This is a genomic window from Streptococcus mitis, from assembly GCF_003942685.1.
Lineage (GTDB): Bacteria > Bacillota > Bacilli > Lactobacillales > Streptococcaceae > Streptococcus > Streptococcus mitis_CD.
In genome coordinates, this window is sequence record NZ_RJNR01000001.1 from 13,120 (window position 1) to 38,764 (window position 25,645).

Here is a 25,645-nt window from a genome sequence, read left to right on the forward strand (position 1 = left end):
TTCTCCTTTATTTATTTTTAGTATTAGAAGGATAATAGTAATAATAGAGTCTGTGAAATCTGTGGAAAACAGACTTTAAACAAGTCATATCAAGTTTTTTAGCTTGTTTAAAAAATGTGGATAAAAAAGATAAAAAAGCGAAAGTTATCCACAAGTTATTTAATTTTCTTTTTGATTGATTCAATTTCTAAACGTAAATTATCGTCTTCATCAATCAAAGATTTAATTTTAGCATGGGCGTGAATGACTGTTGTATGATCTTTTCCTCCAAATTCCTTCCCAATTTTTGGAAGACTATTATCTGTTAGTTCTCTAGATAAATACATAGCCACTTGACGGGCTAACACAATATTTTGAAGACGTCTACTTCCCTTCATTTCTTTGACACTGACACCATAAAAGTTACCAACTTCATTTTGGATTTTATCAATTGGGATGACGAGGATTTGGCTAACATCTTGTTTGCGAGCTCTAATGGCTTCTGCAGCGATATCGATAGTGATATCCTTAATCTTCTTCACTCTTGCAATTAAAGTGATGTCGTTGATTGCTCCTTCAAGTTCTCGAACGTTTGAATCAAATTGGCCAGCTAGGTATTCTAGGGTATCACTTTGGAAATTGTAGTCTAAATGCTCTGTTTTACTTTGTAAAATGGCAATACGTGTTTCAAAGTCAGGTGGTGTGATGTTTTGCGTCAAGCCCCAGCTAAAGCGCGTGACAAGCCGTTCTTCAAGGCCTTCTAAGTGTTTAGGACTACGATCACTAGTCAGAACAATTTGTTTTTGATTGCTATGGAGAACATTGAAAGTATTGAAAAATTCTTCTTGAGTTGCAACTTTTTTGCCACTCAGCGATTGGATATCATCAATTAACAAGAGATCAAGACTACGGTAAGTTTTTTTGAACTTTTCCATTTCACCAAGTCTCAGGTGTTCAAGAAAGTCGTTGATAAAGCTTTCAGCAGGGATGTACTTCACACGCGCATCAGGAATATTTTTCAAAATCTCATTCCCAATTGCATTGAGTAAGTGAGTCTTACCAAGGCCAGGTCCTCCATAGATAAAAAGAGGGTTATAGGTCAGAGCCAAATCTTCAGAGACAGCCAAAGCGGCTGATACTGCCCAAACATTTCCATCTCCTTGGATAAAATTATCAAAGGTATACTTTTCTTTTAATCCAGTATCCGAATAAGGAATAGATGCTAACTTTGGACTATAGTCATAAAGAGTTGAATTTGTAGCTTCTTCAACTTGTGAAATAGTCGTATCTTGAGGCTTGGTGAAAATATAGTGGGGAGTTATTTCAGCATCATAAATTTCAAAACCAGCTACTACAATGATATCTTTTAGTTGTTTTTCCCAGACCATTTCCATTTCAGATCGTGGTAAAAATATAGTGGCAACATTTTCCTCTACCTTAATGAGTTCAGCTTGAATAGCATAGAAATCATACATGGATCGAGTTAATCTTTCTTGAGCAAATTCTAATATACGATTCCAAAATTGTTTTTCTTTCAATCCATTCTCCTCCTTTACTATTTAAAAGTTTAATGTTAGACTTATTTTACCATAGATAGCAAGAATTTTCCACAAGCTGTGAAAATTAATCCACAATGTTATCAAGTTTTATCCACAGGTTGGGGATAAAATCAGAAACTATTGATTTATTAAGCTTTTTATTAAAAAAAAGAGTGGATAACATTGTGAGATAAAAAAATAAAAGAACAGCCTTATTTCAGGCTGTTGATAATTCTACTGTATTCTTCTTGATTTGAGAAAGCAATAATGATTTTTCCGCTATCTTTTTTAGACAGTTTGATTTCTACATCTAATCCGAGTAGTTTTTTTAACTGTTCTTCTTCATTTTGTATGAAATAATCATTTTTTTTCTGTTTCTTTTGTTTTTTCTCTGTCAGAAGAGCTTCTAACTTCCTTACAGAAATGTCTTCATATATAATCCGTTGAAAGAAATAGTCTTGTTGTTCCTTATTCAAGCCAACTAGAGAACGCGCATGGGCTTGTGATAGTTTGCCATTTTCTACTTCTGAGAGGATCTGTTCTGGCAAGGACAGCAAGCGAATAGAGTTGCTGATATAAGGACGAGACTTGCCCATTTTATCTGCAATTTCAGCATGGGTAAATCCTTTCTCTACAAGAGATTCATAGGCGCGTGCTTCTTCTATTGGATTTAAATTTTCTCTTTGTAAATTTTCAATGATGGACTGGACCATCATCTCTTGGTTTGAAAGTTGTTTAACAACAGCTGGGATAGACGTTAGACCAGCTAAAAGTGAAGCGCGATAGCGTCTCTCTCCTGCAAGGATTTCATAACCAATAACAGGAGATTGACGAACAATAATCGGTTGAATGACCCCATTTTCTTTGATAGACTGTGCTAGTTCATGTAGTTTTTCTCCATCAAATTCTTTTCGAGGTTGATAGGGATTTTTTTGTATATCCGTGATAGAAATCATTTCAAATTTTTCCATGATTCTACACTAACACATCTTTTCTCTTATGTAAAGCTTTCTTTACATAGATGTCAATTAAGATTCTAAATCGCCTGAACTCTTGTCAAGTTTAATAGATGTAGTTTCTTCTTTACCGTTACGATAGTAAGTTATCTTAATGGTGTCTCCGATAGAATGATTGTAAAGAGCACTTTGTAAGTCTGTTGATGAAGCGATGTCTTTGTCATCTACTTTTGTAATAACATCGTATTTTTCAAGGTGACCATTTGCAGGCATATTACTTTGCACAGAACGAACAACTACACCAGATGTTACACTGCTTGGAATATTCAGTCTTCTAATATCACTTGTATTAATATTTGAGAGATTGACCATTTGAATTCCCAAAGCTGGACGAGTCACTTTTCCGTTCTTTTCCAATTGTTCAATAATATTGATAGCATCATTTGCAGGGATTGCAAAACCAAGACCTTCTACAGATGTTCCTCCATTTGTGGCAATTTTACTTGAGGTAATTCCGATAACCTGTCCTTGAATATTGATTAGTGGGCCACCAGAGTTACCTGGGTTAATAGCAGTATCAGTTTGGATGGCTTTTGTAGAAATGGCTTGTCCATCTTCAGATTTTAAAGATACATTTCGATTGAGACTAGATATGATACCTTGAGTGACAGTATTAGCATATTCAGAACCTAACGGGCTACCGATAGCAATAGCAGTTTCTCCTACGGTTAACTGACTAGAATCACCAAATTCCGCTACTGTTGTCACTTTTTCTGAAGATATTTTGACGACAGCAATATCAGAGAAAGTGTCAGCTCCGACGATTTCTCCAGGTACCTTAGTTCCATCTGACAAACGAATATCTACTTTGCTGGCACCATTTATAACGTGATTGTTGGTGACAATATAAGCTTCTTTGTCATTCTTTTTATAAATAACCCCAGATCCTTCACTAGAGATTTGCTGAGAATCTGTATCTGTATCATCATTGCCAAATACGCTATTTTGTCTGTTAGCTGAATAAGTAATAACAGAAACAACAGCGTCTTTTACTTTGTTAACAGCCTGTGTTGTTGAATTTTCGTTTTTATAGGCAGTCTGTGTAATAGTACTATTGTTGTTGGAGTTACTTACAGTACTTTTCTGAGTTAGTTGGTTTATTGAAAGACTCCCCAAGACTCCACTAATAAAGCTAATGACGATAACGACTAATAATTGAAACCATTTTTTGTAAAATGTTTTGAGATGTTTCATATTTGCCTCCATATGTTTTAGATTAATGAAAGTATAAACTGACTAGCTTAATTATAACTTAAAAATAAAAGTTTTTCACAGATTGTGGATAACTTTCAAAAATCTGTGGTTTTCTCGGCTAAAATTAACCTTTTATTTTGTGAATAAGATGTGAAAAAATAGAGAATATGTTAGAATAGAGTCATGAAAATTAAAGTTGTAACAGTTGGGAAACTGAAAGAAAAGTATTTAAAAGATGGTATCGCAGAGTATTCAAAACGAATTTCTCGATTTGCTAAGCTTGAAATGATTGAGCTAGCAGATGAAAAAACACCAGATAGGGCCAGTGAGTCAGAAAATCAAAAGATTTTAGAAATAGAAGGTCAGAGAATTTTATCAAAAGTTGGTGACCGTGATTTTGTTATTGCGTTGGCTATCGAAGGGAGAACTTTCTCCTCAGAAGAATTTAGTAAGCAGCTAGAAGAAGCTTCTATAAAAGGATTTTCTACTCTTACCTTTATTATTGGAGGGAGTCTGGGGTTAGCACAGGATGTAAAAAAAAGAGCCAATCTTTCTGTTAGTTTTGGTCGCTTAACCTTGCCTCATCAGTTAATGAGACTAGTCCTTGTTGAACAAATCTATCGGGCTTTTACGATTCAGCAGGGATCACCCTATCATAAATAGAAAATTGACTTTCAATTGGATTTTTGGTAGAATAGCTGTATTAGGTCTCATAGCTCAGCTGGATAGAGCATTCGCCTTCTAAGCGAACGGTCGCAGGTTCGAATCCTGCTGGGATCAATATAGTAGCAAAGCTGGGAATTTTCCCGGCTTTTTTCTTAAAAAAGTACACTTGGGGAGAAAAAAATGACAGTTGAGAGAATTTTATCTACAATGAAATTCCATTTTGTATAATAGTTTTTGTAAGTTAGCTTACAGGAAAAAACACTTTAGGAGATTTTATTATGAAAAACACAGTTAAATTGGAACAGTTTGTAGCCTTGAAGGAAAAAGACTTGCAGGAGATTCGAGGTGGGGAAACTAGAAAAACAATTAATAGTTTACTTAATCTCTTCAAAAGAAGATAAGGGAGTAGAATAATGGATTTTTTCTTATTAGTAGATTTGATATTATATGTTTTTATTATTAGTCAAAGTTACCGTTTAATTTGTAAAAGGCAAATAAAAACAAAGGAATTATGCTTTTTTGGTGGTTATACATTACTAGTAGGAACAGTACTTGACCTTCCTTTTTATCTTCTATACTTAGAGGGGTTAGGGATTGGAACATTTTTATTTCCTTTGATGCTATATTTCTATTTTAAATGTATTAAACAGTATAAGAGGGATAGAGGACTATTCCTAAGTTTACTAATATCTCTTTTATATGAGAGCACTCATACCTTTCTGTCTGTAACTTTCTCCTCTCTAACAGGAGACAATTTTGTTTTACAATATTATGGCCTATTCTTTTTAGTTGTAACGGTGTTGACTTATCTCGTTATCGTAACAATCATTCGTTATTTCCATTTGGAACTAAACTATTTTGACAAAGATTATCTCTATCCTTTCTTGAAAAAAGTCTTTTTTGCTTTACTACTTCTACATATTGTATCTTTCATTTCAGATATGGTAAGTACGATTAAACATTTGAATAGTTTTGGAAGTATTTTATCATCTATTGTCTTTATCTCTTTACTTTTGACTTTCTTTGCAATGAATTCTCATAAAGAACAAATGGAGAAAGAGATTGCTTTGAAGCAGAAGAAATTTGAACAGAAACATTTACAAAACTACACAGATGAAATTGTTGCTTTGTATAATGAAATACGTGGGTTTAGACATGACTATGCTGGGATGCTTGTCAGCATGCAGATGGCAATTGACAGTGGTGATTTACAGGAAATTGACAGAGTTTACAATGAAGTTTTGGTTAAAGCTAATCACAAACTGCGTTCAGATAAGTATACTTACTTTGATTTGAACAACATAGAAGATTCAGCTTTACGAAGTTTGGTTGCTCAGTCAATTGTTTATGCTCGAAATAATGGTGTAGAGTTTACACTGGAAGTAAAAGATACGATTACTAAGCTCCCAATTGAACTATTGGATTTGGTTCGTATCATGAGCGTTTTATTGAACAATGCTGTCGAAGGATCGGCTGATAGTTATAAAAAGCAGATGGAAGTAGCAGTTATTAAGATGGAAACTGAAACAGTTATTGTGATTCAGAATTCATGTAAAATGACGATGACTCCTTCAGGAGATCTATTTGCTTTAGGATTCTCCACTAAGGGAAGAAATCGCGGAGTAGGATTAAATAATGTGAAAGAACTATTAGATAAGTACAATAATATTATTTTAGAAACAGAGATGGAAGGCAGTACATTTAGACAAATCATTAGATTTAAGAGGGAATTTGAATGAAAGTTTTAATTTTAGAAGATGTTATTGAACATCAAGTGAGACTAGAGAGAATATTGGATGAAATTTCGAAAGAATCGAATATTCCAATATCATACAAGACAACGGGAAAAGTTCGTGAGTTTAAGGAATATATCGAAAATGATGAAGTAAACCAGCTTTATTTTCTAGATATTGATATTCATGGGATTGAGAAAAAAGGGTTTGAAGTTGCCCAGTTTATTCGTCATCACAATCCTTATGCTATTATCGTCTTTATCACCAGTCGATCAGAGTTTGCGACTCTAACCTATAAATACCAGGTATCAGCCCTAGATTTTGTTGATAAGGATATCAATGATGAGTTATTTAAAAAGAGAATTGAGCAGAATATCTTCTACACGAAGAGTATGTTACTTGAAAATGAAGATGTGGTAGATTATTTTGACTACAATTACAAGGGAAATGATTTAAAAATTCCTTACCATGACATTCTGTATATTGAAACGACAGGAGTTTCTCATAAATTGCGCATTATTGGTAAGAATTTTGCCAAAGAGTTTTACGGTACCATGACAGATATTCAGGAAAAGGACAAACATACTCAGAGATTTTATTCTCCTCACAAGTCATTTTTGGTAAATATAGGCAATATCAGAGAAATTGATCGAAAAAACTTAGAAATTGTTTTCTATGAAGACCATCGTTGTCCTATTTCAAGATTAAAAATTAGAAAATTAAAAGATATTCTAGAGAAAAAATCTCAAAAGTAATTGACAATTAGCAAGAAATTGATATAATGGTTATATCTGCTACAGATAGAAGGTCCGTTGGTCAAGGGGTTAAGACACCGCCTTTTCACGGCGGTAACACGGGTTCGAATCCCGTACGGACTATTTTATCCGCCATAGCTCAGTTGGTAGTAGCGCATGACTGTTAATCATGATGTCGTAGGTTCGAGTCCTACTGGCGGAGTATAGATAAAAGGGAACACAGTGTTGTTCCCTTTTTTGCATCAATTCGTATCACCAAGCATCTTCATGAGGAAGTCTGTTATTTCTTGAGGACTTTCTTTTTTTCCATGTGCAATCCAAGTTTGGCAAACACCAAAAAGTGCGTGAGTTAGATAGATGCTACTGTATTCTAATTCAGTGGTATTGAGATTCAGTTGCATAAAGCGTTTTTGTAAATCTGTACTGAGCATGATATGAAGTTTATTTCGTAAGAAATTTTGGATTTCTTTAGTCCCATTTTCAGAAAGAAGGGCAGCTAGAAGTGGTTCTGACTCTAGATATTCAAATACTTCTAGAATAGCATCTCTTTTGTGATGAGCATGTTTTTGAAAAATATATTCAAATGTATGAAATAGCTTGCTTTGATAGTGCTCAATCATATCATACTTATCCTTATAGTGAGTATAGAAGCTGGAACGACTAATTCCAGCTTTTTCTGCTAGCTTGACAGTAGAAATTTGATCAAATGGCTGTTCCATGAGTAATTGTACCATAGCATTTTCAATAGTTCGCTTTGTTTTTAAGCGTTTGTTACTTTCTTGCATATTTCCTCCTTGTAAACAAATTAGACTATATGTCTAAAAATGGATTTTTTATCTTGTAATTTAGATTTTTTAATGTATAATCTATTATATCAAAATTTTAGACAATATGTTTAAAAAAGGAGAAACTATGTTTAAAGAATGGAAAGCAATTTTTAAAAAACCAACCTTTATTATTGTCATGATAGGAATTTCTCTTATTCCCGCTCTGTACAATATCATATTTTTATCCTCAATGTGGGATCCATATGGTCAAGTGTCTGACTTACCTGTGGCAGTTGTCAATAATGATAAAGAGGCCTCTTATAATGGTAATAGCATGTCTATAGGAAAAGACATGGTGTCTAATTTAGAGCAAAATAAATCATTGGATTTTCATTTTGTAGATGAAGAAGAAGGTAAGAAGGGTCTAGAAAACGGTGATTATTATATGGTAGTCACTTTGCCAAGTGACTTGTCTGAAAAAGCAGCTTCTATTTTAACGGATCACCCTGAGCAAATGCAAATCGATTATCAGACTTCAAGTGGTCATAGTTTTATTGCCAGCAAGATGAGCGATTCTGCGATGACACAGTTAAAACAGAATGTTTCTGCTAATGTAACCGAATCCTATACGAAAGCTTTATTTCAAAAGATGGGTGATTTAAAATCCGGTTTAACGAAGGCAGCCGATGGAAGTGAACAATTGGCTAACGGGGCCAGTCAGTTAGCTGTAGGAAGTCAGACATTGTCTTCAAATCTTGCTACTTTAGCTAGCTCAAGTTTAACCTTTTCGGATGGAACAGATCAATTTACAAAAGGGTTGACAACGTATGTCACAGGAGTAAAGCAACTGAATAGTGGCTTAGGAACATTTAATGATGGTTTACAGAACTATACAAGTGCGGTTTCACAGGTTGACACAGGACTTAATCAATTATCTTCGAAAACTCCAGAATTAGTTGCAGGTGTCAACCAGTTAAATACAGGGATGAAGTCATATGCTGGTGGAGTTTCACAACTCAATTCAGGTCTCAGTCAATTTTCGGTTGGTGTCAATGCCTATACAAGCGGAGTTGACAAATTATCTGTTGGTACAAACCAACTATCAAGTCAATCAGATACATTGAGAGACGGTATTACTCAATTAAATAAAGGAATAAAAGAAATATCCACACAATTAAATACTTCATCTCAACAGAAAGAGGATATAACACAGTTAGCAAGCAGTTTAGATGAGTTGAATAAGGCTCTCCAATCAGTTACAGTTTCAGATAATACTGATCTTAAAAATACAATATCTAATGACTTAACAAATATAACGACTCTTGCTCAAACTATTGTGACTAATAGTCAAGCAGAGCAAGAGAAAACTCTTACAAATCTTCAAGCAACAGCAACTTATCAATCTCTCACTGAAACTCAGAAAAAAGAATTGACTGAAGCTGTTTCAAATAATTCTAATTCTACGATAGAGTCAGCAAAAGCAATTTTAACGACGGCAGGAGATTTAAAAGAAAATTTAGGAAGTATAAACCAACCAGTCTCTAATCTTTCTACTTTACAGACTAAAGCAAATCAACTTTTACCTATAGCGTCTAGTTCCTTGACATCTATGTCAAGTGGATTTACACAGTTGCAAAATGCTGTAGATAATCAGTTAGTTCCCGGAAGTCAATCAATTGAAAATGGAGTTAATGCGTATACTAAGGGATTGGATACTATTTCTTTAGGTGTAAATCAACTAAGTGAAAAGAATACAACTTTAACAACAAGTTTGGATCAATTGGTTTCTGGCTCAACCAAGTTGACAGAAAACTCTTCAAAATTGACAACTGGTTTGGATACTCTAGCTGGGAAAACTCCAGAATTAGTAACAGGTATTGAAAAACTATCATCTGGTTCTGCTCAATTGAACAATAAGAGTCCAGAGTTAATAGCAGTTCTTACTAAATTACAATTTGGCTCTGATCAATTAACAGATAAATCAACACAATTACTTTCTGCAGCATCCCAACTAGGAAGTGGCGCTATGAAGATAGCAGATGGTACTGGAAAATTAGCTGAAGGTGGAGCAACTTTAACTGCTGGTATTGAAAGTTTACAAGTAGGAACTACTGATCTAGGACAAGGCTTAAGAAGTGCTAGCAATCAACTAAAATCAGCATCAACAGAATCTAAAAATGCAGAGATTTTGTCAAATCCACTCAATCTTTCAAAAACAGACAATGATCAAGTTCCTGTAAATGGGATTGCTATGGCTCCTTATATGATATCAGTCGCTCTCTTTGTCGCTGCATTATCAACAAATATGATTTTTGCTAAATTACCTTCAGGTCGTCATCCTGAAACTCGCTGGGCTTGGTTCAAATCTCGCTTTGAGATAAATGGAGTTATAGCTGTTTTAGCCGCTGTCTTAGTCTATGGTGGCGTTCATCTTATTGGTCTAACAGCAAATCATGAAATGAGAACCTTGTTCTTAATTATTATCGCAAGCTTAACATTTATGTCTATGGTAACTGCATTAACAACATGGAATAGCCGTATAGGAGCTTTCTTCTCTCTTATTTTGCTTCTATTACAGTTGGCATCAAGTGCAGGTACTTATCCACTTGCTTTGACAAATGATTTCTTTAGAGCTATTAATCCTTGGTTACCAATGAGTTATTCAGTTTCGGGATTACGACAAACAATCTCTATGACAGGAAATATTCATCACCAAGTTATTTTCCTTGCTGTGATATTAGTACTATTTATTGGTTTAGGTATGCTAGCCTATCAACCTAAGAAAATGGAAGGAGATTAAAAAAATCGACCGATTAACTGGTCGATTTTTTTATGCCTTAGATGACTTTCGTCTGTGATTATAGATTACAAATAGTAAGAGAGAAGTAAGGGAACAGATTGCTCCAGTAATAAACCCATTGGGAATAAAGGAAAGTGTAATAGTTCCTTTCCCCTTAGGAACGTCAACTTTCATAAAGCCAGTTTGAGCTTGTTTAATTTCTATTTTCTTACCATCTTGGTAGGCAGACCAACCTTTGTCATAAGGAATGGTGAAGAAAATAGACGTATCTTGTTGGACATCATATGTAGCAAAAACCTTGTTTTTAGAAGTCGATACCGTTACTGGTTGTTCTTTAATTTTTTGAATTGCCTCAGTTAAAGTTTGGGTATCTAAACGGTAGAAGGTAGGAGATTCAAATGATACTTGTGAATTTCCAGGAAAACTAACATGAATATTGAAAGTTTTTTTCTCTTTTGTATAGCCTAGATTAAAGAAGGAGAAGGCATTATCAGTTGTAAAAATCTTTTTTTCATCATTTACAAGGATGTCAACCTTTTTTGGTTTGTCATTAGAAAAGTGAAGGTTTGTGAAAGAAAGATAAACTTGACTGTTTTCTGGTACTTCAATTTGATACTGGATTGCTGCATCCTCATTTGAAGAACTTTTAATACTAATCAAATCATCAGTATTAAAAGTTTTTTCATAAGGTATTGGAGAAAAATAATCAAAATTGACGTTAGCAAGTTGATTTAAAAATGAGGCCTGATTATCCAAGGTATGTTCATTGAAATTGACATCATTGTAAACAGATTGACTAGCAAATGCAATCGGAAGAGAGTATTGATTTTCATATAGGGTAAGATTATCTTTTTGATAGATATCTTTAAAACCATACTTATCAATAGGACTGTCTGAGATATTGTACTGGATACCAAATAAACTATCAGCCAAAATACTATTATTTGCATAGCGGAGATTGAGATTAGTCCCAGAGGATTTAAACCCAAGTTTATCCAAAGTAGAGCTTGCTGAACGATTTCGAACAGATGAAAATTGAGAGATTCCATTGTAGTTGAATTTCATACTGTCATTTCCTGTCTGAGTTTGTAGTTTTTCAGTACGAGTAAATTGATTTCCAATATATGTTGAGAAAGATTCCATAGCTGGGATATCTCGATTATATGAACTTCGAGAAGCAAAACCCCATTCTTTAGCAATTCCGTCTATTTGAGATGAAGTATTTAAACTTATTTCAACCATTATAAATAAAGAAATTAGAATGGTAAATAGATTTACAGAGATAAACTTTTTGATAACTGCAAGGAGTAAAAGCGAATAGACAACCAAAAATTCAAGAGTAAGCAGAATATTCAAATCTGTTAAAAAAGAATAATGCGATTTTAGATAGATGGTAGCTAAAAATCCTGTTACTACAAGAAAAAGCGAAACTAAAAAGTTCCAGATTTTAATTTCTCTTAGACGATTTAAGACTTCCGCTGCTGTGTAAATTAACAAGGTAGAGAAAATCCAAGCATAGCGATGTAAAAACATGTTTGGAGTATGCATGCCTTGCCAAAATAAATCAAGAGCTTCAATATAAAAGCTTACAATTAGAAATGCAAAGAAGATTGCATAGATCAGTTTCACGTGAAACTTAATAGATTTCATCGTAAAAAATAAAATAGTCAAAATAAAGGGAAGTAGTCCAACAAAAATCATTGGGATGGCCCCATACTTTGTTGTGTCAAAGGAACCGATGAATTGTTTAGCAAAGATATCAAGATACCAGCTATTTTCAGTTTGAAACTTTGTAATTTCAGTAAATTTTTCCCCATGTGTCTGTAAATCAAATAGAGTAGGAAGAGTCAGAATCAAACTAGCCATACCAGCTAAAAAGGAGGTCACGACAAAATCAAGAACAGATGATTTTCGAGTCTTAAAGTTCCACGAAATTTGACAGAGATACCAGAAAATAAGAAACAATACTGTCATATAGCCAAAATAATAGTTTTGGATAAATAAGATTGACAGACTTGTAAAGTACAATAGGAATTTCTTTTCAGTGATAAGTAGCTGTAAACCAGTTATAATTAAAGGAATCAAGATAAAAACATCTAGCCAGGTTTTTATCTCTAATTGACTGACAGTGAAACTCATCAGAGCATAGGAAGTAGATAAAGCTAGTTTTAAAGGCTTAGGAATCGATTTAAATAATTTATTTAAACTAAAGTAAGTTGACAGTCCAATCAATCCAAATTTTAAGAGAGTTGTCAGATAGACAGCATCTGGCATATTAGTTAGATCAAAAAAGTAAACTAGTGGTGAAAGGAAACTTCCCAAGTAATAACTAGATAGGGCATAGAAATTTAATCCGAGGCCACTTGTAAAGGTGTAAAACAGACTACCATTTCCATGTAGGATATTTCGTAAAGCTACATCAAAAATAACGTATTGATGAAACCCATCTCCTAATAGTGGAGATGTATCGCTATTCCAGTAGATACCTTGAGATAGATATACTCCTATCATAATGATTACGGGAATGATGAAAGAAACAAAATAGGTCCAATATGTTTTAAAAAATAATTTCATGTTACCTCATAAAATGTTAGAAAACTCAGCTGGTTAACCCAACTGAGTTTTGAAGTTTTATTTAGTCTTTCCAAAGTTCTTTAACTTTTGCTTGTACTTCTGCATTTTCTAGGAATTCATCATAGGTTTCATCGATACGGTCAATGACGCCATTTTTAGACAAGACAATGATATGGTTAGCTAGAGTTTGAATAAACTCGTGGTCATGGCTAGCAAAGATGATTGATTCTTTAAAGTTTTTTAATCCATCGTTCAAGCTTGAGATAGATTCCAAGTCCAAGTGATTGGTTGGATCATCAAGTACAAGGACATTTGATTTTAAGAGCATGAGTTTTGAAAGCATGACACGAACTTTTTCTCCCCCTGACAAGACATTTACAGGTTTGTTAACCTCATCTCCAGAGAAGAGCATACGGCCGAGGAAGCCACGTAGGAAAGTATTGTCATCTTCTTCTTTACTTGCGAATTGACGCAACCAGTCAAGGATTGACTCTCCTCCTGCAAAATCTGCCGAGTTATCTTTTGGCAAGTAAGAACGGCTAGTAGTTACTCCCCACTTGACAGTTCCTTCATAGTCAATGTCCCCCATGATTGCACGAATTAATGCAGTCGTTTGGATGTCATTCTGTCCAATAAGCGCTGTCTTATCACCTGGACGCAAGATAAAGCTGATATTATCTAAAATTGTCTCACCATCAATCTTTACAGTTAGATTTTCTACTGTCAAGAGATCATTACCAATCTCACGTTCCGCTTTAAAGTTGATAAATGGATATTTACGACTAGATGGTACAATTTCTTCAAGCTCAATCTTATCAAGCATTTTCTTACGTGATGTTGCTTGTCTTGATTTAGAAGCATTAGCAGAGAAACGAGCAACGAACTCTTGCAATTGCTTAATTTTTTCTTCTGCTTTAGCATTACGGTCTGCTAGCAATTTAGCAGCGAGTTCAGAAGATTCCTTCCAGAAGTCATAGTTTCCGACATAGAGTTTGATTTTTCCGAAGTCAAGGTCGGCCATGTGAGTACATACTTTGTTTAAGAAGTGACGGTCGTGGGATACTACGATAACAGTGTTATCAAAATCAATCAAGAAGTCTTCTAGCCATGTAATTGATTGAATATCCAAACCATTGGTCGGCTCGTCCAAAAGAAGAACATCTGGTTTACCAAAAAGTGCTTTGGCGAGGAGAACCTTTACTTTTTCACCGTTGGCCAATTCGCTCATATTTTGATAGTGCAATTCTTCTGGGATATTTAGGTTTTGAAGGAGTTGAGAGGCTTCACTTTCTGCTTCCCATCCTCCAAGCTCGGCAAACTCTCCTTCAAGTTCGGCAGCACGTACTCCATCTTCATCTGAGAAATCTTCCTTCATGTAGATGGCATCTTTCTCTTTCATGATGCTATAAAGTTTTTCATTTCCCATGATAACAACATCAATGGCACGTTCGTCTTCATAGTCAAAGTGATTTTGACGAAGAACAGAGAGACGTTCATCTGGACCAAGAGAGATGTGACCAGTAGTAGGTTCGATATCTCCGGCTAAAATTTTTAAAAAGGTAGATTTTCCGGCACCATTAGCACCAATTAATCCGTAAGTATTTCCTTCTGTAAATTTGATATTGACATCATCAAAAAGTTTGCGATCACTAAAACGTAGTGAAACATCAGATACTGTAAGCAATGTTTTTCTCCTATATGTGTAATATATTTATTCTACTAGAAAATACGGAAATATTCAAATTTTTATCTGTCAATTTTATGTAAATTACATTTACAGCATACTTTACACGAATCCGTAAATAGCAAGGCTGATTTATTTTGATAAATTACGGTTATTTCATTAAAAAAATGCTATAATTGAAGGGACCATATCGAAGGAGAACAAAATGACTAAACCCATTATTTTAACAGGAGACCGTCCAACAGGAAAATTGCATATTGGACATTATGTTGGAAGTCTCAAAAATCGAGTATTATTACAGGAAGAGGATAAGTATGATATGTTTGTGTTCTTGGCTGACCAACAAGCTTTGACAGATCATGCTAAAGACCCTCAAACCATTGTAGAGTCTATCGGAAATGTGGCTTTGGATTATCTTGCAGTTGGATTGGATCCAAGTAAATCGACAATCTTTATTCAAAGCCAGATTCCAGAGTTGGCTGAACTATCTATGTACTATATGAATCTAGTTTCATTAGCACGTTTGGAGCGTAATCCAACTGTCAAGACAGAAATTGCTCAGAAAGGCTTTGGAGAGAGTATTCCGACAGGATTCTTGGTCTATCCAATAGCTCAAGCAGCTGACATCACAGCTTTTAAGGCTAATTATGTTCCTGTTGGGACAGATCAGAAACCAATGATTGAGCAAACTCGTGAAATTGTTCGTTCTTTTAACAATGCATATAACTGTGATGTATTGGTAGAACCGGAAGGTATTTATCCAGAAAATGAGAGAGCGGGTCGTTTACCTGGTTTAGATGGAAATGCTAAAATGTCTAAATCACTCAATAATGGTATTTATTTAGCTGATGATGCGGATACTTTGCGTAAAAAAGTAATGAGTATGTATACAGATCCAGATCATATACGCGTTGAGGATCCAGGTAAAATTGAAGGCAATATGGTTTTCCATTATCTAGATGTTTTTGGTCGCCCAGAAGATGCTCAAGAAATTGCCGAAATGAAAGAACATTATCAACGAGGTGGTCTTGGTGATGTGAAGACCAAGAGTTATCTACTTGAAATATTAGAGCGTGAACTTGGTCCTATTCGTGAGCGCCGTATTGAATTTGCTAAGGATATGGGAGAAGTTTATAATATGCTTCAAAAAGGTAGTGAAAGAGCGCGTGAAGTTGCAGGTCAAACCCTATCTGAGGTTAAAGGAGCAATGGGACTTCATTACTTTAACTAAGTTTATTTTACAAGAAACTATCATTTCTATCTCGAAGAAAAGATAGTTTTTTATTTACCCCTGTAACATTTGACAAATTTTTATAGAATGGTATGATAGATACAATATAAAAAGAGTCAAGCTCAAAAAGAAAGAAAAGAGGAAACTTCGAATGTCTAATTGGGACACTAAATTTTTGAAAAAAGGTTTTACCTTTGATGATGTATTGCTTATTCCAGCTGAAAGTCATGTGTTGCCTAACGATGCAGATTTAACAACTAAATTGGCAGATAATTTGACTTTAAATATCCCAATTATTACCGCTGCCATGGACACAGTTACAGAGAGTCAAATGGCCATTGCTATTGCTCGTGCAGGTGGTCTCGGAGTTATCCATAAAAACATGTCAATTGCTCAACAAGCAGACGAGGTTCGCAAGGTAAAACGTTCTGAAAATGGAGTTATTATTGATCCGTTCTTCTTGACTCCTGAACATACAATTGCTGAAGCTGATGAGCTTATGGGACGTTACCGTATCAGTGGTGTTCCAGTTGTTGAAACACTTGAAAATCGTAAATTAGTTGGTATTTTGACAAACCGAGATCTTCGTTTTATTTCAGATTATAATCAACCAATTTCAAACCATATGACCAGTGAAAATCTTGTGACTGCTCCTGTGGGTACAGATCTTGTAACGGCTGAAAGCATTCTTCAAGAACACCGTATTGAAAAACTTCCGTTGGTAGATGAAGAAGGCCGTCTTTCTGGTTTGATTACCATCAAAGATATTGAAAAAGTTATCGAGTTTCCAAATGCGGCTAAAGATGAGTTTGGTCGTCTTCTAGTTGCAGGTGCAGTAGGTGTTACTTCAGATACATTTGAACGTGCAGAGGCTCTTTTTGAGGCAGGAGCGGATGCGATTGTTATTGATACTGCGCATGGTCATTCTGCAGGTGTCTTGCGTAAAATTGCTGAGATTCGTGCTCATTTCCCAGACCGTACTTTGATTGCTGGAAATATTGCTACTGCTGAAGGTGCACGTGCTCTTTATGAAGCAGGTGTAGACGTTGTCAAGGTTGGTATTGGACCAGGTTCTATCTGTACTACTCGTGTTATTGCTGGTGTTGGTGTTCCGCAAGTAACGGCTATCTACGATGCTGCAGCTGTTGCGCGTGAATATGGTAAAACTATTATTGCTGACGGTGGAATCAAGTATTCTGGAGATATTGTAAAAGCCCTTGCTGCAGGTGGAAATGCAGTTATGCTTGGATCAATGTTTGCTGGAACTGATGAAGCTCCAGGCGAAACTGAAATCTTCCAAGGACGTAAGTTTAAGACTTACCGTGGTATGGGATCAATTGCTGCTATGAAGAAAGGTTCAAGCGATCGTTACTTCCAAGGCTCTGTCAACGAAGCAAACAAACTCGTTCCCGAAGGAATTGAAGGTCGTGTTGCTTATAAAGGAGCGGCAGCTGATATTGTCTTCCAAATGATTGGTGGTATTCGCTCTGGTATGGGTTACTGTGGTGCAGCTAACCTTAAAGAACTACACGATAATGCTCAATTTATTGAAATGTCTGGTGCTGGTTTGAAAGAGAGCCATCCTCATGATGTACAAATTACGAATGAGGCACCAAATTATTCTATGTAATAAACAATGAAAAGAACTCCCGTGAAAACAGGAGTTCTTTTACGATGTTGTCAATTTTAGTTTACAGTAACTTTACCATCCTGAATAGTAAAGATACTTAGATTTTCTGGCAGATTTTGAAGATGATCTAAGCTTGTTGTTGTAATAAAGGTTTGGATTGAATGAGAAATCGTTTCTAATAATTTTAGTTGTCTAGTGTTGTCAAGTTCGCTCATAACATCGTCAAGTAGTAATATTGGAGATTCTGTAGTAATACTTTCCATCAACTCGATTTCTGCTAATTTTATAGAAAGGACGAGACTACGATGTTGACCTTGACTTCCAAAACAAGCATCCATCCCATTTATATAAAAAGAAATATCATCTCGATGAGGACCAACACCAGTATTCTTTTTAAACAAATCTCTGGACCTACTTTTTTCTAAAGCAATTTTGAAAGATTCAGATAAATCTTCTTTGTCAGTTATCTTGACAGAAGATTGATAGGATATTGACAGTTCTTCAATCTGATTAGAGATTTCAAAATGTTTCTTACGCCCAAATGATTCTAGTTTTTTTATGAAATCTAAGCGGTGATTCATCACACGACATCCATAATTGACTAGCTGATCATCTAGTACTGAAAGGAAAGTTTCATCTATTGTTTGAGCTGATTTTAAATAGGTATTTCTTTGCTTAAGGATATGGTTATAATTGGTTAAGTCAGATAAATAGATTGGCTTAATTTGTCCAAGCTCCATATCAATGAATTTTCGTCGAACTGAAGGTGCTCCTTTAATTAGTTGTAAATCTTCCGGAGCAAATAAGACAACATTCATGTGTCCTACGTAATCTGAAAGTCGTGCCTGTTTTAAGTGATTAACTTTTGTCACACGCCCTTTTTGTGTTAGTTCGATTTCGAGAGGAATGGATCCCGTTTGTTTTTGAACAAGACCTGAAAGATGAAGTTGTTCCTCGTCAAAATGAATGAGATTTTTATCTGTTCGAGTCCGATGACTACGTGTTAAGGCTAAAAAATAGATAGCCTCTAACATATTTGTTTTACCTTGTGCATTGCGTCCTAAAAAGACATTTAATTTAGGATTAAAGTCTATTTTCGTCTCTTTGTAGTTACGAAAAGTTTTGAGAGATAGGTGTTGTAGCCACATGATTATCTACCAGGGAATCGTGGAGCTTGTTTGCTTTTTGGTGATGAAGTAGGTTTAGAGTTGTCTTTCTTTACTCCCTTATTCATCTCATTGACGAGTTTAGCGATTCGTTTTTTTTCAACTTTATCAGCCTGATACTCCTCTTGTTCTTCAAAAGTAGGTTGTGTCAACAAGATGTCAATATTCATGTCAGGGATGTCAACTTTATCGCCAATACGAAGTTTTTTACCACGACGACTTTCTAATTCCCCATTAAAGTAAACAGAATGTTCAGAGAGAAATGATTTGATAGCTCCTCCGCTATGTGTAATTCCAAGTTCTTTGAGTAGTGCTTGGAGGGTAATAAATTCTTCAAATAATTTGTATTCCATAATTCACCTCAATCTTTGGTATTATACCATATTTTCCTAAAAATAGTGAGAGAAACAAGGAGTAATGTAAGCGATTTTTATTTCAAAAGTGTTACAGAGAACAAGAAAATTTCAGTTTTTCGTGATATAATAGAAGTCTGTATATAAGGAGGTAAATCATGGAGTTAGTGCATGGAATTTCAACACATTTTATCCAATCAAAAAAGTTTAAAACGAACAAAATCGCCGTGCGTTTTACCACTCCATTATCTCTTGATACGATTGCAGGTCGCATGTTGAGTGCGAGTGTGCTAGAGACTGCTAATCAGATGTATCCCACTTCTCAAGATTTGAGAAGACATTTGGCCAGTCTATACGGTACAGATATGTCAACCAATTGTTTCAGAAGAGGGCAAAGTCATATTGTAGAATTGACATTTACCTATGTTCGTGATGAGTTTTTAAGTAGGAAAAATGTGCTAACTTCTCAGGTTTTGGAACTAGTAAAAGAGACTCTTTTCTCACCCATAGTAGTTGATAATGGGTTTGATCCGGCCTTATTTGAAATTGAGAAAAAACAATTGCTAGCAAGTTTAGCAGCTGATATGGATGATTCTTTTTATTTCGCACATAAAGAATTAGATAAATTGTTTTTTTATGATGAACGTCTCAAATTGGAATATAGTGATTTACGAAATCGTATTTTAGCTGAAACTCCACAAAGTTCTTATTCTTGTTTCCAAGAATTTTTGACCAATGATCGAATAGATTTCTTTTTCCTAGGTGATTTTAATGAGGTTGAAATTCAAAATGTATTAGAATCATTTAACTTTAAAGGTCGAAAAGGAGATGTGAAGGTTCAGTATTGTCAACCTTATTCCAATATCCTACAAGAAGGTATGGTTCGGAAAAATGTGGGACAATCCATTTTGGAATTAGGTTATCATTGCCCTTCTGAATATGGTGATGAGCAACATTTACCCATGATTGTAATGAATGGTTTACTTGGTGGATTTGCTCACTCTAAACTATTTACAAATGTCCGTGAAAATGCTGGATTGGCTTATACTATTTCAAGTCAGCTCGATTTATTTAGTGGATTCTTGAGGATATATGCTGGTATTGATCGAGAAAATCGGAACCAGGCTCGTAAAATGATGAATAATCAACTGCTTGATTTAAAAAAAGGCTATTTTACAGAGCTTGAGCTAGAGCAGACCAAGAAAATGATTCGTCGGTCTTTGTTGCTTTCTCAAGATAATCAATCTTCATTGATTGAACGTGCTTATCAAAATGCCTTACTTGGAAAATCTTCAGCAGAATTTAAAGGTTGGATTGCAAAACTTGAGCAAGTTGACAAAGATGCTATTTGTAGAGCAGCTAGTAATGTGAAATTACAAGCAATTTACTTTATGGAAGGAATAGAATGACAAAGGTTGTTTTTGAAGAAAAGTACTATCCAGCTGTAAAAGAAATGGTTTATCGAACTCGTTTGTCCAACGGATTGACAGTTGCTCTTTTGCCTAAAAAGGAATTTAAAGAGGTTTACGGGAGTGTAACTGTACAGTTTGGTTCGGTAGATACGCTTGTAACAGAAGTTGACGGATATGTAAAAGAATATCCTGCGGGAATTGCTCATTTTCTTGAACATAAATTATTTGAGAGAGAAGATGCTAGCGATTTGATGTCGGCTTTTACGAGTCTAGGTGCAGATAGTAATGCCTTTACAAGCTTTACAAAAACAAGTTATCTTTTTTCAGCAACGGATCATTTTTTAGAAAATTTGGACTTACTTGATGAATTGGTAACATCAGCACACTTTACTGAAGGTTCCATTTTAAGAGAGCAGGATATTATCCAGCAAGAACGAGAAATGTATCAAGATGATCCAGATTCGTGTTTATTCTTTTCAACTCTAGCGAATTTGTATCCTGGCACACCTTTAGCAACGGATATAGTTGGCAGTGAGGAGTCCATTTCCCAAATCAATCTAACTAATTTGCAAGAAAATTTTACAAGATTTTACAAACCTGTAAACATGTCTCTGTTTTTAGTTGGTAATTTTGATGTGGATCAAGTACAGGACTACTTTGAAAGAAAAGAACTGGAAGATTTAGATGTTAAGGAAGTGGCAAGAGAAAAGCTTGTTTTACAAGATGTAAAGCAAACAGACAGTATGAGAATGGAAGTATCTTCTCCCAAACTAGCGATTGGAGTTAGAGGTAAGCGAGAAGTTGCTGAAGCGGATTGCTATCGATATCATATTTTATTAAAATTATTGTTTGCAATGATGTTTGGTTGGACTTCGGATCGTTTTCAGAAATTATATGAATCAGGTAAAATTGATGCGTCCTTATCTCTGGAAGTTGAAGTAACAAGTCGCTTTCATTTTGTTATGTTGACAATGGATACAAAAGAGCCAGTTGCTTTATCTCATCAGTTTAGGAAGGCTATTCGTAATTTTACAAAGGATTCAGATATTACAGAGGATCATTTAGATATTATAAAAAGAGAAATGTTTGGAGAATTTTTCAGTAGCATGAACTCTCTTGAATTTATTGCAATGCAATATGATGCTTTTGGACAAGGTGAGACAATCTTTGATTTGCCGAAAATTTTACAGGAAATTACTTTAGAGGATGTCCTTGATGCTGGACATCATTTAATAGATGATGGTGACATAGTTGATTTTACAATATTCCCATCGTAGAAACCTATCATAATCGATACTAGAAAGAAGGAATGACAAGTATGAGGAAAAAAACAATTGGTGAGGTTTTACGTTTAGCTAGAACCAACCAAGGGTTGACTTTAGAAGAATTACATAAAAAAACAGAAATTCAGTTGGATATGTTGGAAGCAATGGAAGCTGATGATTTTGATCAACTTCCTAGTCCATTTTATACTCGTTCTTTTTTGAGAAAGTATGCGTGGGCAGTTGAACTTGATGAGAGAATTGTCTTGGATGCTTATGATTCTGGGAGCATGATTACTTATGAGGAAGTAGATGTTGATGAAGAGGAGTTGACAGGTAGGAGACGTTCAAGTAAGAAAAATAAGACATCATTTTTACCTTTATTTTATTTTATACTCTTTGCCCTATCGATTGTCATTTTTGTGACTTATTATGTTTGGAATTATATTCAGACTCAACCGGAGCGTTCATCTGCGTCTAGTTATAGTGTAGTCCAAGCAACAAGCTCGACTAGTTCTGCAACTCCATCTTCAACTAGTAGTGGTTCATCAAGTAGCTCTTCGAATATTGAACCAGTTATAAGTGTATCAGGTGAAGGAAATTATGTAGAAATCGCTTATAAAACAAGTAAGGAAACCGCAAAATTGCAATTATCGGTTTCAGATGCTAGAAGTTGGGTTAGTGTTTCAGAAAGTGAGCTTGAGGGTGGTGTGACCTTATCACCGGATAATAAAAGTGCAGAAACAACAGTTTCAACAAAAAATCCTGTGACCATTACTTTAGGTGTTGTCAAAGGTGTTGCTTTAACAGTAGATAATCAGACTGTCGATTTATCGAAATTAACAGCTCAAACTGGACAAATAACTGTAACCTTTACTAGAAATTAAGGAAAAACGAATGAAAAAAGAACAAATTCCCAATCTCTTGACAATAGGTCGAATTCTCTTTATACCTATTTTTATCTTTATTTTAACGATAGGAAATTCGCTAGAAAGTCATATAGTAGCAGCTATTATATTTGCTATTGCCAGTATTACCGACTATTTAGATGGATATTTAGCTCGTAAATGGAATGTGGTCAGTAATTTTGGCAAATTTGCAGATCCTATGGCGGATAAGTTACTAGTTATGTCTGCTTTTATTATGCTGATTGAGTTAGGTATGGCTCCAGCTTGGATTGTTGCAGTGATCATCTGTCGTGAGTTGGCTGTGACAGGTTTAAGGCTTTTATTGGTTGAAACTGGTGGGACAGTTTTAGCAGCAGCAATGCCTGGAAAAATTAAAACTTTCAGCCAGATGTTTGCGATTATTTTCTTGCTATTACATTGGATTTTTCTTGGTCAAATTCTACTTTATGTAGCCTTGTTTTTCACTATCTACTCTGGCTATGATTATTTCAAGGGTAGTGCCTATGTATTTAAAGGGACATTTGGTTCGAAATGAAATCAGTAGTTGATGTAAAAAATCTTTCTTTTCGTTATAAGGAAAGTCAGGAATACTATGATGTGAAGGATATTACGTTTCACGTGAAACGTGGAGAATGGCTTTCGATTGTAGGGCATAATGGTAGTGGTAAATCAACGACGGTTCGCTTAATTGATGGCTTACTGGAAGCAGAATCCGGAGAGATTGTAATTGATGACCAACGGCTGACTGAGGAAAATGTTTGGAATATACGTCGTCAAATCGGTATGGTTTTTCAAAATCCAGACAATCAATTTGTTGGAGCGACTGTTGAAGATGATGTTGCCTTTGGTTTGGAAAATCAGGGACTTTCTCGTCAAGAAATGAAAAAGAGAGTGGAAGAAGCTCTGGATTTGGTTGGCATGTTGGACTTTAAAAAGAGAGAACCAGCGCGTCTATCAGGTGGCCAAAAGCAACGTGTGGCTATTGCTGGTGTTGTAGCCCTAAGACCAGCTATTTTAATCTTAGATGAAGCAACGAGTATGTTGGATCCTGAGGGACGTAGAGAACTAATTGAGACAGTAAAAGGAATTCGAAAAGACTATGATATGACGGTCATTTCCATTACACATGATTTGGAAGAAGTTGCCATGAGTGATCGTGTGTTGATCATGAAAAAAGGGTCAATTGAATCAACTAGTAGTCCAAGGGAGCTTTTCTCTCGAAATGATTTGGATCAAATTGGATTAGACGATCCTTTTGCTAATCAATTAAAATATTCTTTGAGCCAGAATGGCTATGATTTGCCTGAAAATTATTTGACAGAAAGTGAGCTAGAGGATAAGCTATGGGAATTGCTCTAGAAAATGTGAGTTTTACGTATCAAGAAGGGACTCCCTTAGCCTCAACAGCTTTGTCGGATGTTTCCTTGACGATTGAAGATGGTTCTTATACGGCTTTAATTGGGCACACAGGTAGCGGCAAATCGACTATTTTACAACTTTTAAATGGTTTATTGGTGCCAAGTCAAGGAAGTGTACGAGTTTTTGATACCTTAATCACCTCGACTTCTAAAAATAAAGATATTCGTCAAATTAGAAAACAGGTTGGCTTGGTATTTCAGTTTGCTGAAAATCAGATTTTTGAAGAAACGGTTTTGAAAGACGTTGCTTTTGGACCGCAAAATTTTGGAGTTTCTGAAGAAGATGCGGAGCAGATTGCGCGTGAGAAACTGGCTCTGGTTGGAATTGATGAATCACTTTTTAATCGTAGCCCGTTTGAGCTATCAGGTGGACAAATGAGACGTGTGGCCATTGCAGGCATACTTGCCATGGAACCAGCCATATTAGTCTTAGATGAGCCCACAGCAGGCCTAGATCCCCTGGGAAGAAAAGATCTGATGAACTTGTTCAAAAAACTCCACCAGTCAGGGATGACCATTGTCTTGGTAACGCATTTGATGGATGATGTTGCTGAATATGCAAGTCAAGTCTATGTGATGGAAAAGGGACGTTTAGTTAAGGGTGGTAAACCAAGTGATATCTTTCAAGATGTTGTCTTTATGGAAGAAGTGCAGTTGGGAGTACCTAAAATTACGGCCTTTTGTAAACGATTGGCTGATAGAGGCGTGTCATTTAAACGATTACCGATTAAGATAGAGGAGTTCAAGGAGTCGCTAAATGGATAGTATGATTTTGGGGCGTTATATCCCAGGGGATTCGATTGTTCACCGATTGGATCCACGTAGCAAATTACTGGCTATGATGTTACTGATTTTAATCGTTTTTTGGGCTAATAATCCCTTGACGAATCTAATTCTTTTTATAGCGACAGGGATATTTATTGCCTTGTCAGGAGTATCTCTTTCATTCTTTATTCAGGGCTTGAAATCTATGTTTTTCTTGATTGCCTTCACAACTATTTTTCAACTGTTTTTCATTTCTAATGGGAATGTTTTATTTGAGTTTTCGTTTGTGAGAATCACGGATTATGCTTTGCAACAAGCTGGAATTATTTTTTGTCGCTTCATATTAATTATTTTCTTTTCGACTTTGTTAACCTTAACGACCATGCCCTTAAGTTTGGCATCAGCTGTCGAAGCTTTATTAGCGCCTTTAAAGCGTGTGAAAGTTCCAGTTCATGAAATTGGCTTAATGCTGTCTATGAGTTTGCGTTTTGTCCCAACCTTGATGGATGATACGACGCGGATTATGAATGCACAGAAAGCGCGTGGAGTGGATTTTGGAGAAGGAAGTATTGTTCAAAAGGTGAAGGCTATGATTCCCATTTTGATTCCTCTTTTTGCGACAAGTTTAAAACGTGCGGATTCCTTGGCTATTGCTATGGAAGCGCGCGGTTATCAGGGGGGAAAAGGCAGAAGTCAATACCGACAACTGAAATGGACTCGAAAGGATACACTTACTATTCTTGTTATTCTCGGACTTGGTTGTTGCTTATTTTTCTTAAAATCTTAGTAGCTTT

22 protein-coding genes and 3 tRNA genes are annotated in these 25,645 nt (G+C 35.4%); 17 read left to right on the top strand and 8 right to left on the bottom strand.

Annotation, left to right across the window (positions count from 1 at the left end; translation table 11 throughout):
- Positions 1 to 155 precede the first annotated feature (155 nt).
- The 3 genes from dnaA to htrA form a co-directional block, all read right to left on the bottom strand.
- A complete protein-coding gene (gene dnaA / locus D8855_RS00070; RefSeq protein ID WP_049493190.1) occupies positions 156 to 1,517 on the bottom strand; it encodes a chromosomal replication initiator protein DnaA in 1,362 nt (453 codons plus the stop codon).
- A gap of 212 nt (positions 1,518 to 1,729) precedes the next feature.
- Positions 1,730 to 2,488: a ParB/RepB/Spo0J family partition protein gene (locus tag D8855_RS00075; RefSeq protein ID WP_049486824.1), complete on the bottom strand. Its 759-nt coding sequence runs from the start codon at positions 2,486 to 2,488 to the stop codon at positions 1,730 to 1,732.
- A gap of 57 nt (positions 2,489 to 2,545) precedes the next feature.
- Complete coding sequence (htrA, locus tag D8855_RS00080) at positions 2,546 to 3,727, bottom strand: serine protease HtrA (protein ID WP_061589687.1); 1,182 nt, start codon at positions 3,725 to 3,727, stop codon at positions 2,546 to 2,548.
- A gap of 183 nt (positions 3,728 to 3,910) precedes the next feature.
- Here htrA and rlmH point away from each other — a divergent pair, with 183 nt between their 5' ends.
- From rlmH to D8855_RS00115, 7 genes are all read left to right on the top strand, one after another.
- Positions 3,911 to 4,390, top strand: a complete 480-nt coding sequence (gene rlmH / locus D8855_RS00085) for a 23S rRNA (pseudouridine(1915)-N(3))-methyltransferase RlmH (protein ID WP_004269820.1) — start codon at positions 3,911 to 3,913, stop codon at positions 4,388 to 4,390.
- 43 nt (positions 4,391 to 4,433) lie between these two features.
- A tRNA-Arg gene (locus D8855_RS00090) sits at positions 4,434 to 4,507 on the top strand.
- 164 nt (positions 4,508 to 4,671) lie between these two features.
- A complete protein-coding gene (gene comC, locus D8855_RS00095; protein WP_020902306.1) occupies positions 4,672 to 4,794 on the top strand; it encodes a competence-stimulating peptide ComC in 123 nt (40 codons plus the stop codon).
- Between the two features lie 12 nt (positions 4,795 to 4,806).
- Positions 4,807 to 6,132, top strand: a complete 1,326-nt coding sequence (gene comD / locus D8855_RS00100) for a competence system sensor histidine kinase ComD (protein WP_061589686.1) — start codon at positions 4,807 to 4,809, stop codon at positions 6,130 to 6,132.
- Positions 6,129 to 6,881: a competence system response regulator transcription factor ComE gene (gene comE / locus D8855_RS00105; protein WP_000866073.1), complete on the top strand. Its 753-nt coding sequence runs from the start codon at positions 6,129 to 6,131 to the stop codon at positions 6,879 to 6,881. Before comD ends, comE begins: the two co-directional genes overlap by 4 nt.
- A gap of 51 nt (positions 6,882 to 6,932) precedes the next feature.
- Positions 6,933 to 7,004, top strand: a tRNA-Glu gene (locus tag D8855_RS00110).
- Between the two features lie 5 nt (positions 7,005 to 7,009).
- Positions 7,010 to 7,083: transfer RNA gene (locus D8855_RS00115), tRNA-Asn, on the top strand.
- A gap of 40 nt (positions 7,084 to 7,123) precedes the next feature.
- Here the strand turns inward: D8855_RS00115 and D8855_RS00120 are convergent.
- Positions 7,124 to 7,666, bottom strand: a complete 543-nt coding sequence (locus tag D8855_RS00120; RefSeq protein ID WP_001158275.1) for a TetR/AcrR family transcriptional regulator — start codon at positions 7,664 to 7,666, stop codon at positions 7,124 to 7,126.
- Positions 7,667 to 7,793: 127 nt separating this feature from the next.
- On the opposite strand from D8855_RS00120, the gene D8855_RS00125 reads away from it, so the two are divergent.
- The gene (locus tag D8855_RS00125) at positions 7,794 to 10,448 is read left to right on the top strand and encodes a YhgE/Pip domain-containing protein (protein ID WP_125415465.1); all 2,655 of its coding nucleotides are present in this window, start codon (positions 7,794 to 7,796) and stop codon (positions 10,446 to 10,448) included.
- A gap of 30 nt (positions 10,449 to 10,478) precedes the next feature.
- On the opposite strand, the gene D8855_RS00130 is transcribed toward D8855_RS00125, so the two are convergent.
- Both D8855_RS00130 and D8855_RS00135 read right to left on the bottom strand, forming a co-directional pair.
- Entirely contained in the window at positions 10,479 to 13,022 is a 2,544-nt protein-coding gene (locus tag D8855_RS00130) for a YfhO family protein (protein ID WP_125415467.1), read from the bottom strand.
- 61 nt (positions 13,023 to 13,083) lie between these two features.
- Complete coding sequence (locus D8855_RS00135) at positions 13,084 to 14,706, bottom strand: ATP-binding cassette domain-containing protein (RefSeq protein ID WP_000958774.1); 1,623 nt, start codon at positions 14,704 to 14,706, stop codon at positions 13,084 to 13,086.
- Between the two features lie 205 nt (positions 14,707 to 14,911).
- Here D8855_RS00135 and trpS point away from each other — a divergent pair, with 205 nt between their 5' ends.
- Both trpS and guaB read left to right on the top strand, forming a co-directional pair.
- Positions 14,912 to 15,937 carry a tryptophan--tRNA ligase gene (gene trpS / locus D8855_RS00140; RefSeq protein ID WP_125415469.1) on the top strand — a complete coding sequence of 342 codons (1,026 nt, stop codon included), beginning with the start codon at positions 14,912 to 14,914 and terminating at the stop codon, positions 15,935 to 15,937.
- A 151-nt stretch (positions 15,938 to 16,088) separates the two neighbouring features.
- Entirely contained in the window at positions 16,089 to 17,567 is a 1,479-nt protein-coding gene (gene guaB, locus D8855_RS00145; RefSeq protein ID WP_033682529.1) for an IMP dehydrogenase, read from the top strand.
- Between the two features lie 56 nt (positions 17,568 to 17,623).
- Here the strand turns inward: guaB and recF are convergent, their stop codons facing one another.
- Together recF and yaaA are read right to left on the bottom strand one after the other, a co-directional pair.
- The gene (gene recF, locus D8855_RS00150) at positions 17,624 to 18,715 is read right to left on the bottom strand and encodes a DNA replication/repair protein RecF (RefSeq protein ID WP_125415471.1); all 1,092 of its coding nucleotides are present in this window, start codon (positions 18,713 to 18,715) and stop codon (positions 17,624 to 17,626) included.
- A gap of 2 nt (positions 18,716 to 18,717) precedes the next feature.
- Complete coding sequence (gene yaaA, locus D8855_RS00155; protein WP_049552681.1) at positions 18,718 to 19,086, bottom strand: S4 domain-containing protein YaaA; 369 nt, start codon at positions 19,084 to 19,086, stop codon at positions 18,718 to 18,720.
- Between the two features lie 158 nt (positions 19,087 to 19,244).
- On the opposite strand from yaaA, the gene yfmF reads away from it, so the two are divergent.
- From yfmF to D8855_RS00190, 7 genes are read left to right on the top strand one after another with little or no spacing between them, the layout of a single operon-like run.
- Entirely contained in the window at positions 19,245 to 20,495 is a 1,251-nt protein-coding gene (gene yfmF, locus D8855_RS00160) for an EF-P 5-aminopentanol modification-associated protein YfmF (protein ID WP_125415473.1), read from the top strand.
- Entirely contained in the window at positions 20,492 to 21,775 is a 1,284-nt protein-coding gene (gene yfmH / locus D8855_RS00165; protein WP_125415475.1) for an EF-P 5-aminopentanol modification-associated protein YfmH, read from the top strand. The genes yfmF and yfmH overlap by 4 nt, the downstream gene beginning before the upstream one ends.
- A 41-nt stretch (positions 21,776 to 21,816) precedes the next feature.
- Positions 21,817 to 22,647, top strand: a complete 831-nt coding sequence (rodZ, locus tag D8855_RS00170; RefSeq protein ID WP_049487620.1) for a cytoskeleton protein RodZ — start codon at positions 21,817 to 21,819, stop codon at positions 22,645 to 22,647.
- 10 nt (positions 22,648 to 22,657) lie between these two features.
- A complete protein-coding gene (pgsA, locus tag D8855_RS00175; RefSeq protein WP_061864819.1) occupies positions 22,658 to 23,203 on the top strand; it encodes a CDP-diacylglycerol--glycerol-3-phosphate 3-phosphatidyltransferase in 546 nt (181 codons plus the stop codon).
- The gene (locus tag D8855_RS00180; RefSeq protein ID WP_061864818.1) at positions 23,200 to 24,027 is read left to right on the top strand and encodes an energy-coupling factor ABC transporter ATP-binding protein; all 828 of its coding nucleotides are present in this window, start codon (positions 23,200 to 23,202) and stop codon (positions 24,025 to 24,027) included. The genes pgsA and D8855_RS00180 overlap by 4 nt, the downstream gene beginning before the upstream one ends.
- On the top strand, positions 24,012 to 24,851 hold the full coding sequence (locus tag D8855_RS00185; RefSeq protein WP_125415477.1) for an energy-coupling factor transporter ATPase: 840 nt from the start codon (positions 24,012 to 24,014) through the stop codon (positions 24,849 to 24,851). Before D8855_RS00180 ends, D8855_RS00185 begins: the two co-directional genes overlap by 16 nt.
- The gene (locus D8855_RS00190) at positions 24,844 to 25,638 is read left to right on the top strand and encodes an energy-coupling factor transporter transmembrane component T family protein (RefSeq protein ID WP_125415479.1); all 795 of its coding nucleotides are present in this window, start codon (positions 24,844 to 24,846) and stop codon (positions 25,636 to 25,638) included. Before D8855_RS00185 ends, D8855_RS00190 begins: the two co-directional genes overlap by 8 nt.
- The last annotated feature ends 7 nt before the right edge of the window (positions 25,639 to 25,645 follow it).

What these genes read in the sequence shown, in the direction of transcription:
- D8855_RS00075 (WP_049486824.1), bottom strand. Translation starts at nt 2,488, where the DNA reads ATGGAAAAATTTGAAATGATTTCTATCACGGATATACAAAAAAATCCC.
- recF (WP_125415471.1), bottom strand. Translation starts at nt 18,715, where the DNA reads ATGTGGCTACAACACCTATCTCTCAAAACTTTTCGTAACTACAAAGAG.
- rodZ (WP_049487620.1), top strand. Translation starts at nt 21,817, where the DNA reads ATGAGGAAAAAAACAATTGGTGAGGTTTTACGTTTAGCTAGAACCAAC.
- D8855_RS00190 (WP_125415479.1), top strand. Translation starts at nt 24,844, where the DNA reads ATGGATAGTATGATTTTGGGGCGTTATATCCCAGGGGATTCGATTGTT.
- comD (WP_061589686.1), top strand. Translation starts at nt 4,807, where the DNA reads ATGGATTTTTTCTTATTAGTAGATTTGATATTATATGTTTTTATTATT.
- comC (WP_020902306.1), top strand. Translation starts at nt 4,672, where the DNA reads ATGAAAAACACAGTTAAATTGGAACAGTTTGTAGCCTTGAAGGAAAAA.
- trpS (WP_125415469.1), top strand. Translation starts at nt 14,912, where the DNA reads ATGACTAAACCCATTATTTTAACAGGAGACCGTCCAACAGGAAAATTG.
- yfmH (WP_125415475.1), top strand. Translation starts at nt 20,492, where the DNA reads ATGACAAAGGTTGTTTTTGAAGAAAAGTACTATCCAGCTGTAAAAGAA.
- D8855_RS00180 (WP_061864818.1), top strand. Translation starts at nt 23,200, where the DNA reads ATGAAATCAGTAGTTGATGTAAAAAATCTTTCTTTTCGTTATAAGGAA.
- comE (WP_000866073.1), top strand. Translation starts at nt 6,129, where the DNA reads ATGAAAGTTTTAATTTTAGAAGATGTTATTGAACATCAAGTGAGACTA.
- guaB (WP_033682529.1), top strand. Translation starts at nt 16,089, where the DNA reads ATGTCTAATTGGGACACTAAATTTTTGAAAAAAGGTTTTACCTTTGAT.
- D8855_RS00130 (WP_125415467.1), bottom strand. Translation starts at nt 13,022, where the DNA reads ATGAAATTATTTTTTAAAACATATTGGACCTATTTTGTTTCTTTCATC.
- D8855_RS00185 (WP_125415477.1), top strand. Translation starts at nt 24,012, where the DNA reads ATGGGAATTGCTCTAGAAAATGTGAGTTTTACGTATCAAGAAGGGACT.
- yfmF (WP_125415473.1), top strand. Translation starts at nt 19,245, where the DNA reads ATGGAGTTAGTGCATGGAATTTCAACACATTTTATCCAATCAAAAAAG.
- D8855_RS00125 (WP_125415465.1), top strand. Translation starts at nt 7,794, where the DNA reads ATGTTTAAAGAATGGAAAGCAATTTTTAAAAAACCAACCTTTATTATT.
- rlmH (WP_004269820.1), top strand. Translation starts at nt 3,911, where the DNA reads ATGAAAATTAAAGTTGTAACAGTTGGGAAACTGAAAGAAAAGTATTTA.
- D8855_RS00120 (WP_001158275.1), bottom strand. Translation starts at nt 7,666, where the DNA reads ATGCAAGAAAGTAACAAACGCTTAAAAACAAAGCGAACTATTGAAAAT.
- yaaA (WP_049552681.1), bottom strand. Translation starts at nt 19,086, where the DNA reads ATGGAATACAAATTATTTGAAGAATTTATTACCCTCCAAGCACTACTC.
- pgsA (WP_061864819.1), top strand. Translation starts at nt 22,658, where the DNA reads ATGAAAAAAGAACAAATTCCCAATCTCTTGACAATAGGTCGAATTCTC.
- htrA (WP_061589687.1), bottom strand. Translation starts at nt 3,727, where the DNA reads ATGAAACATCTCAAAACATTTTACAAAAAATGGTTTCAATTATTAGTC.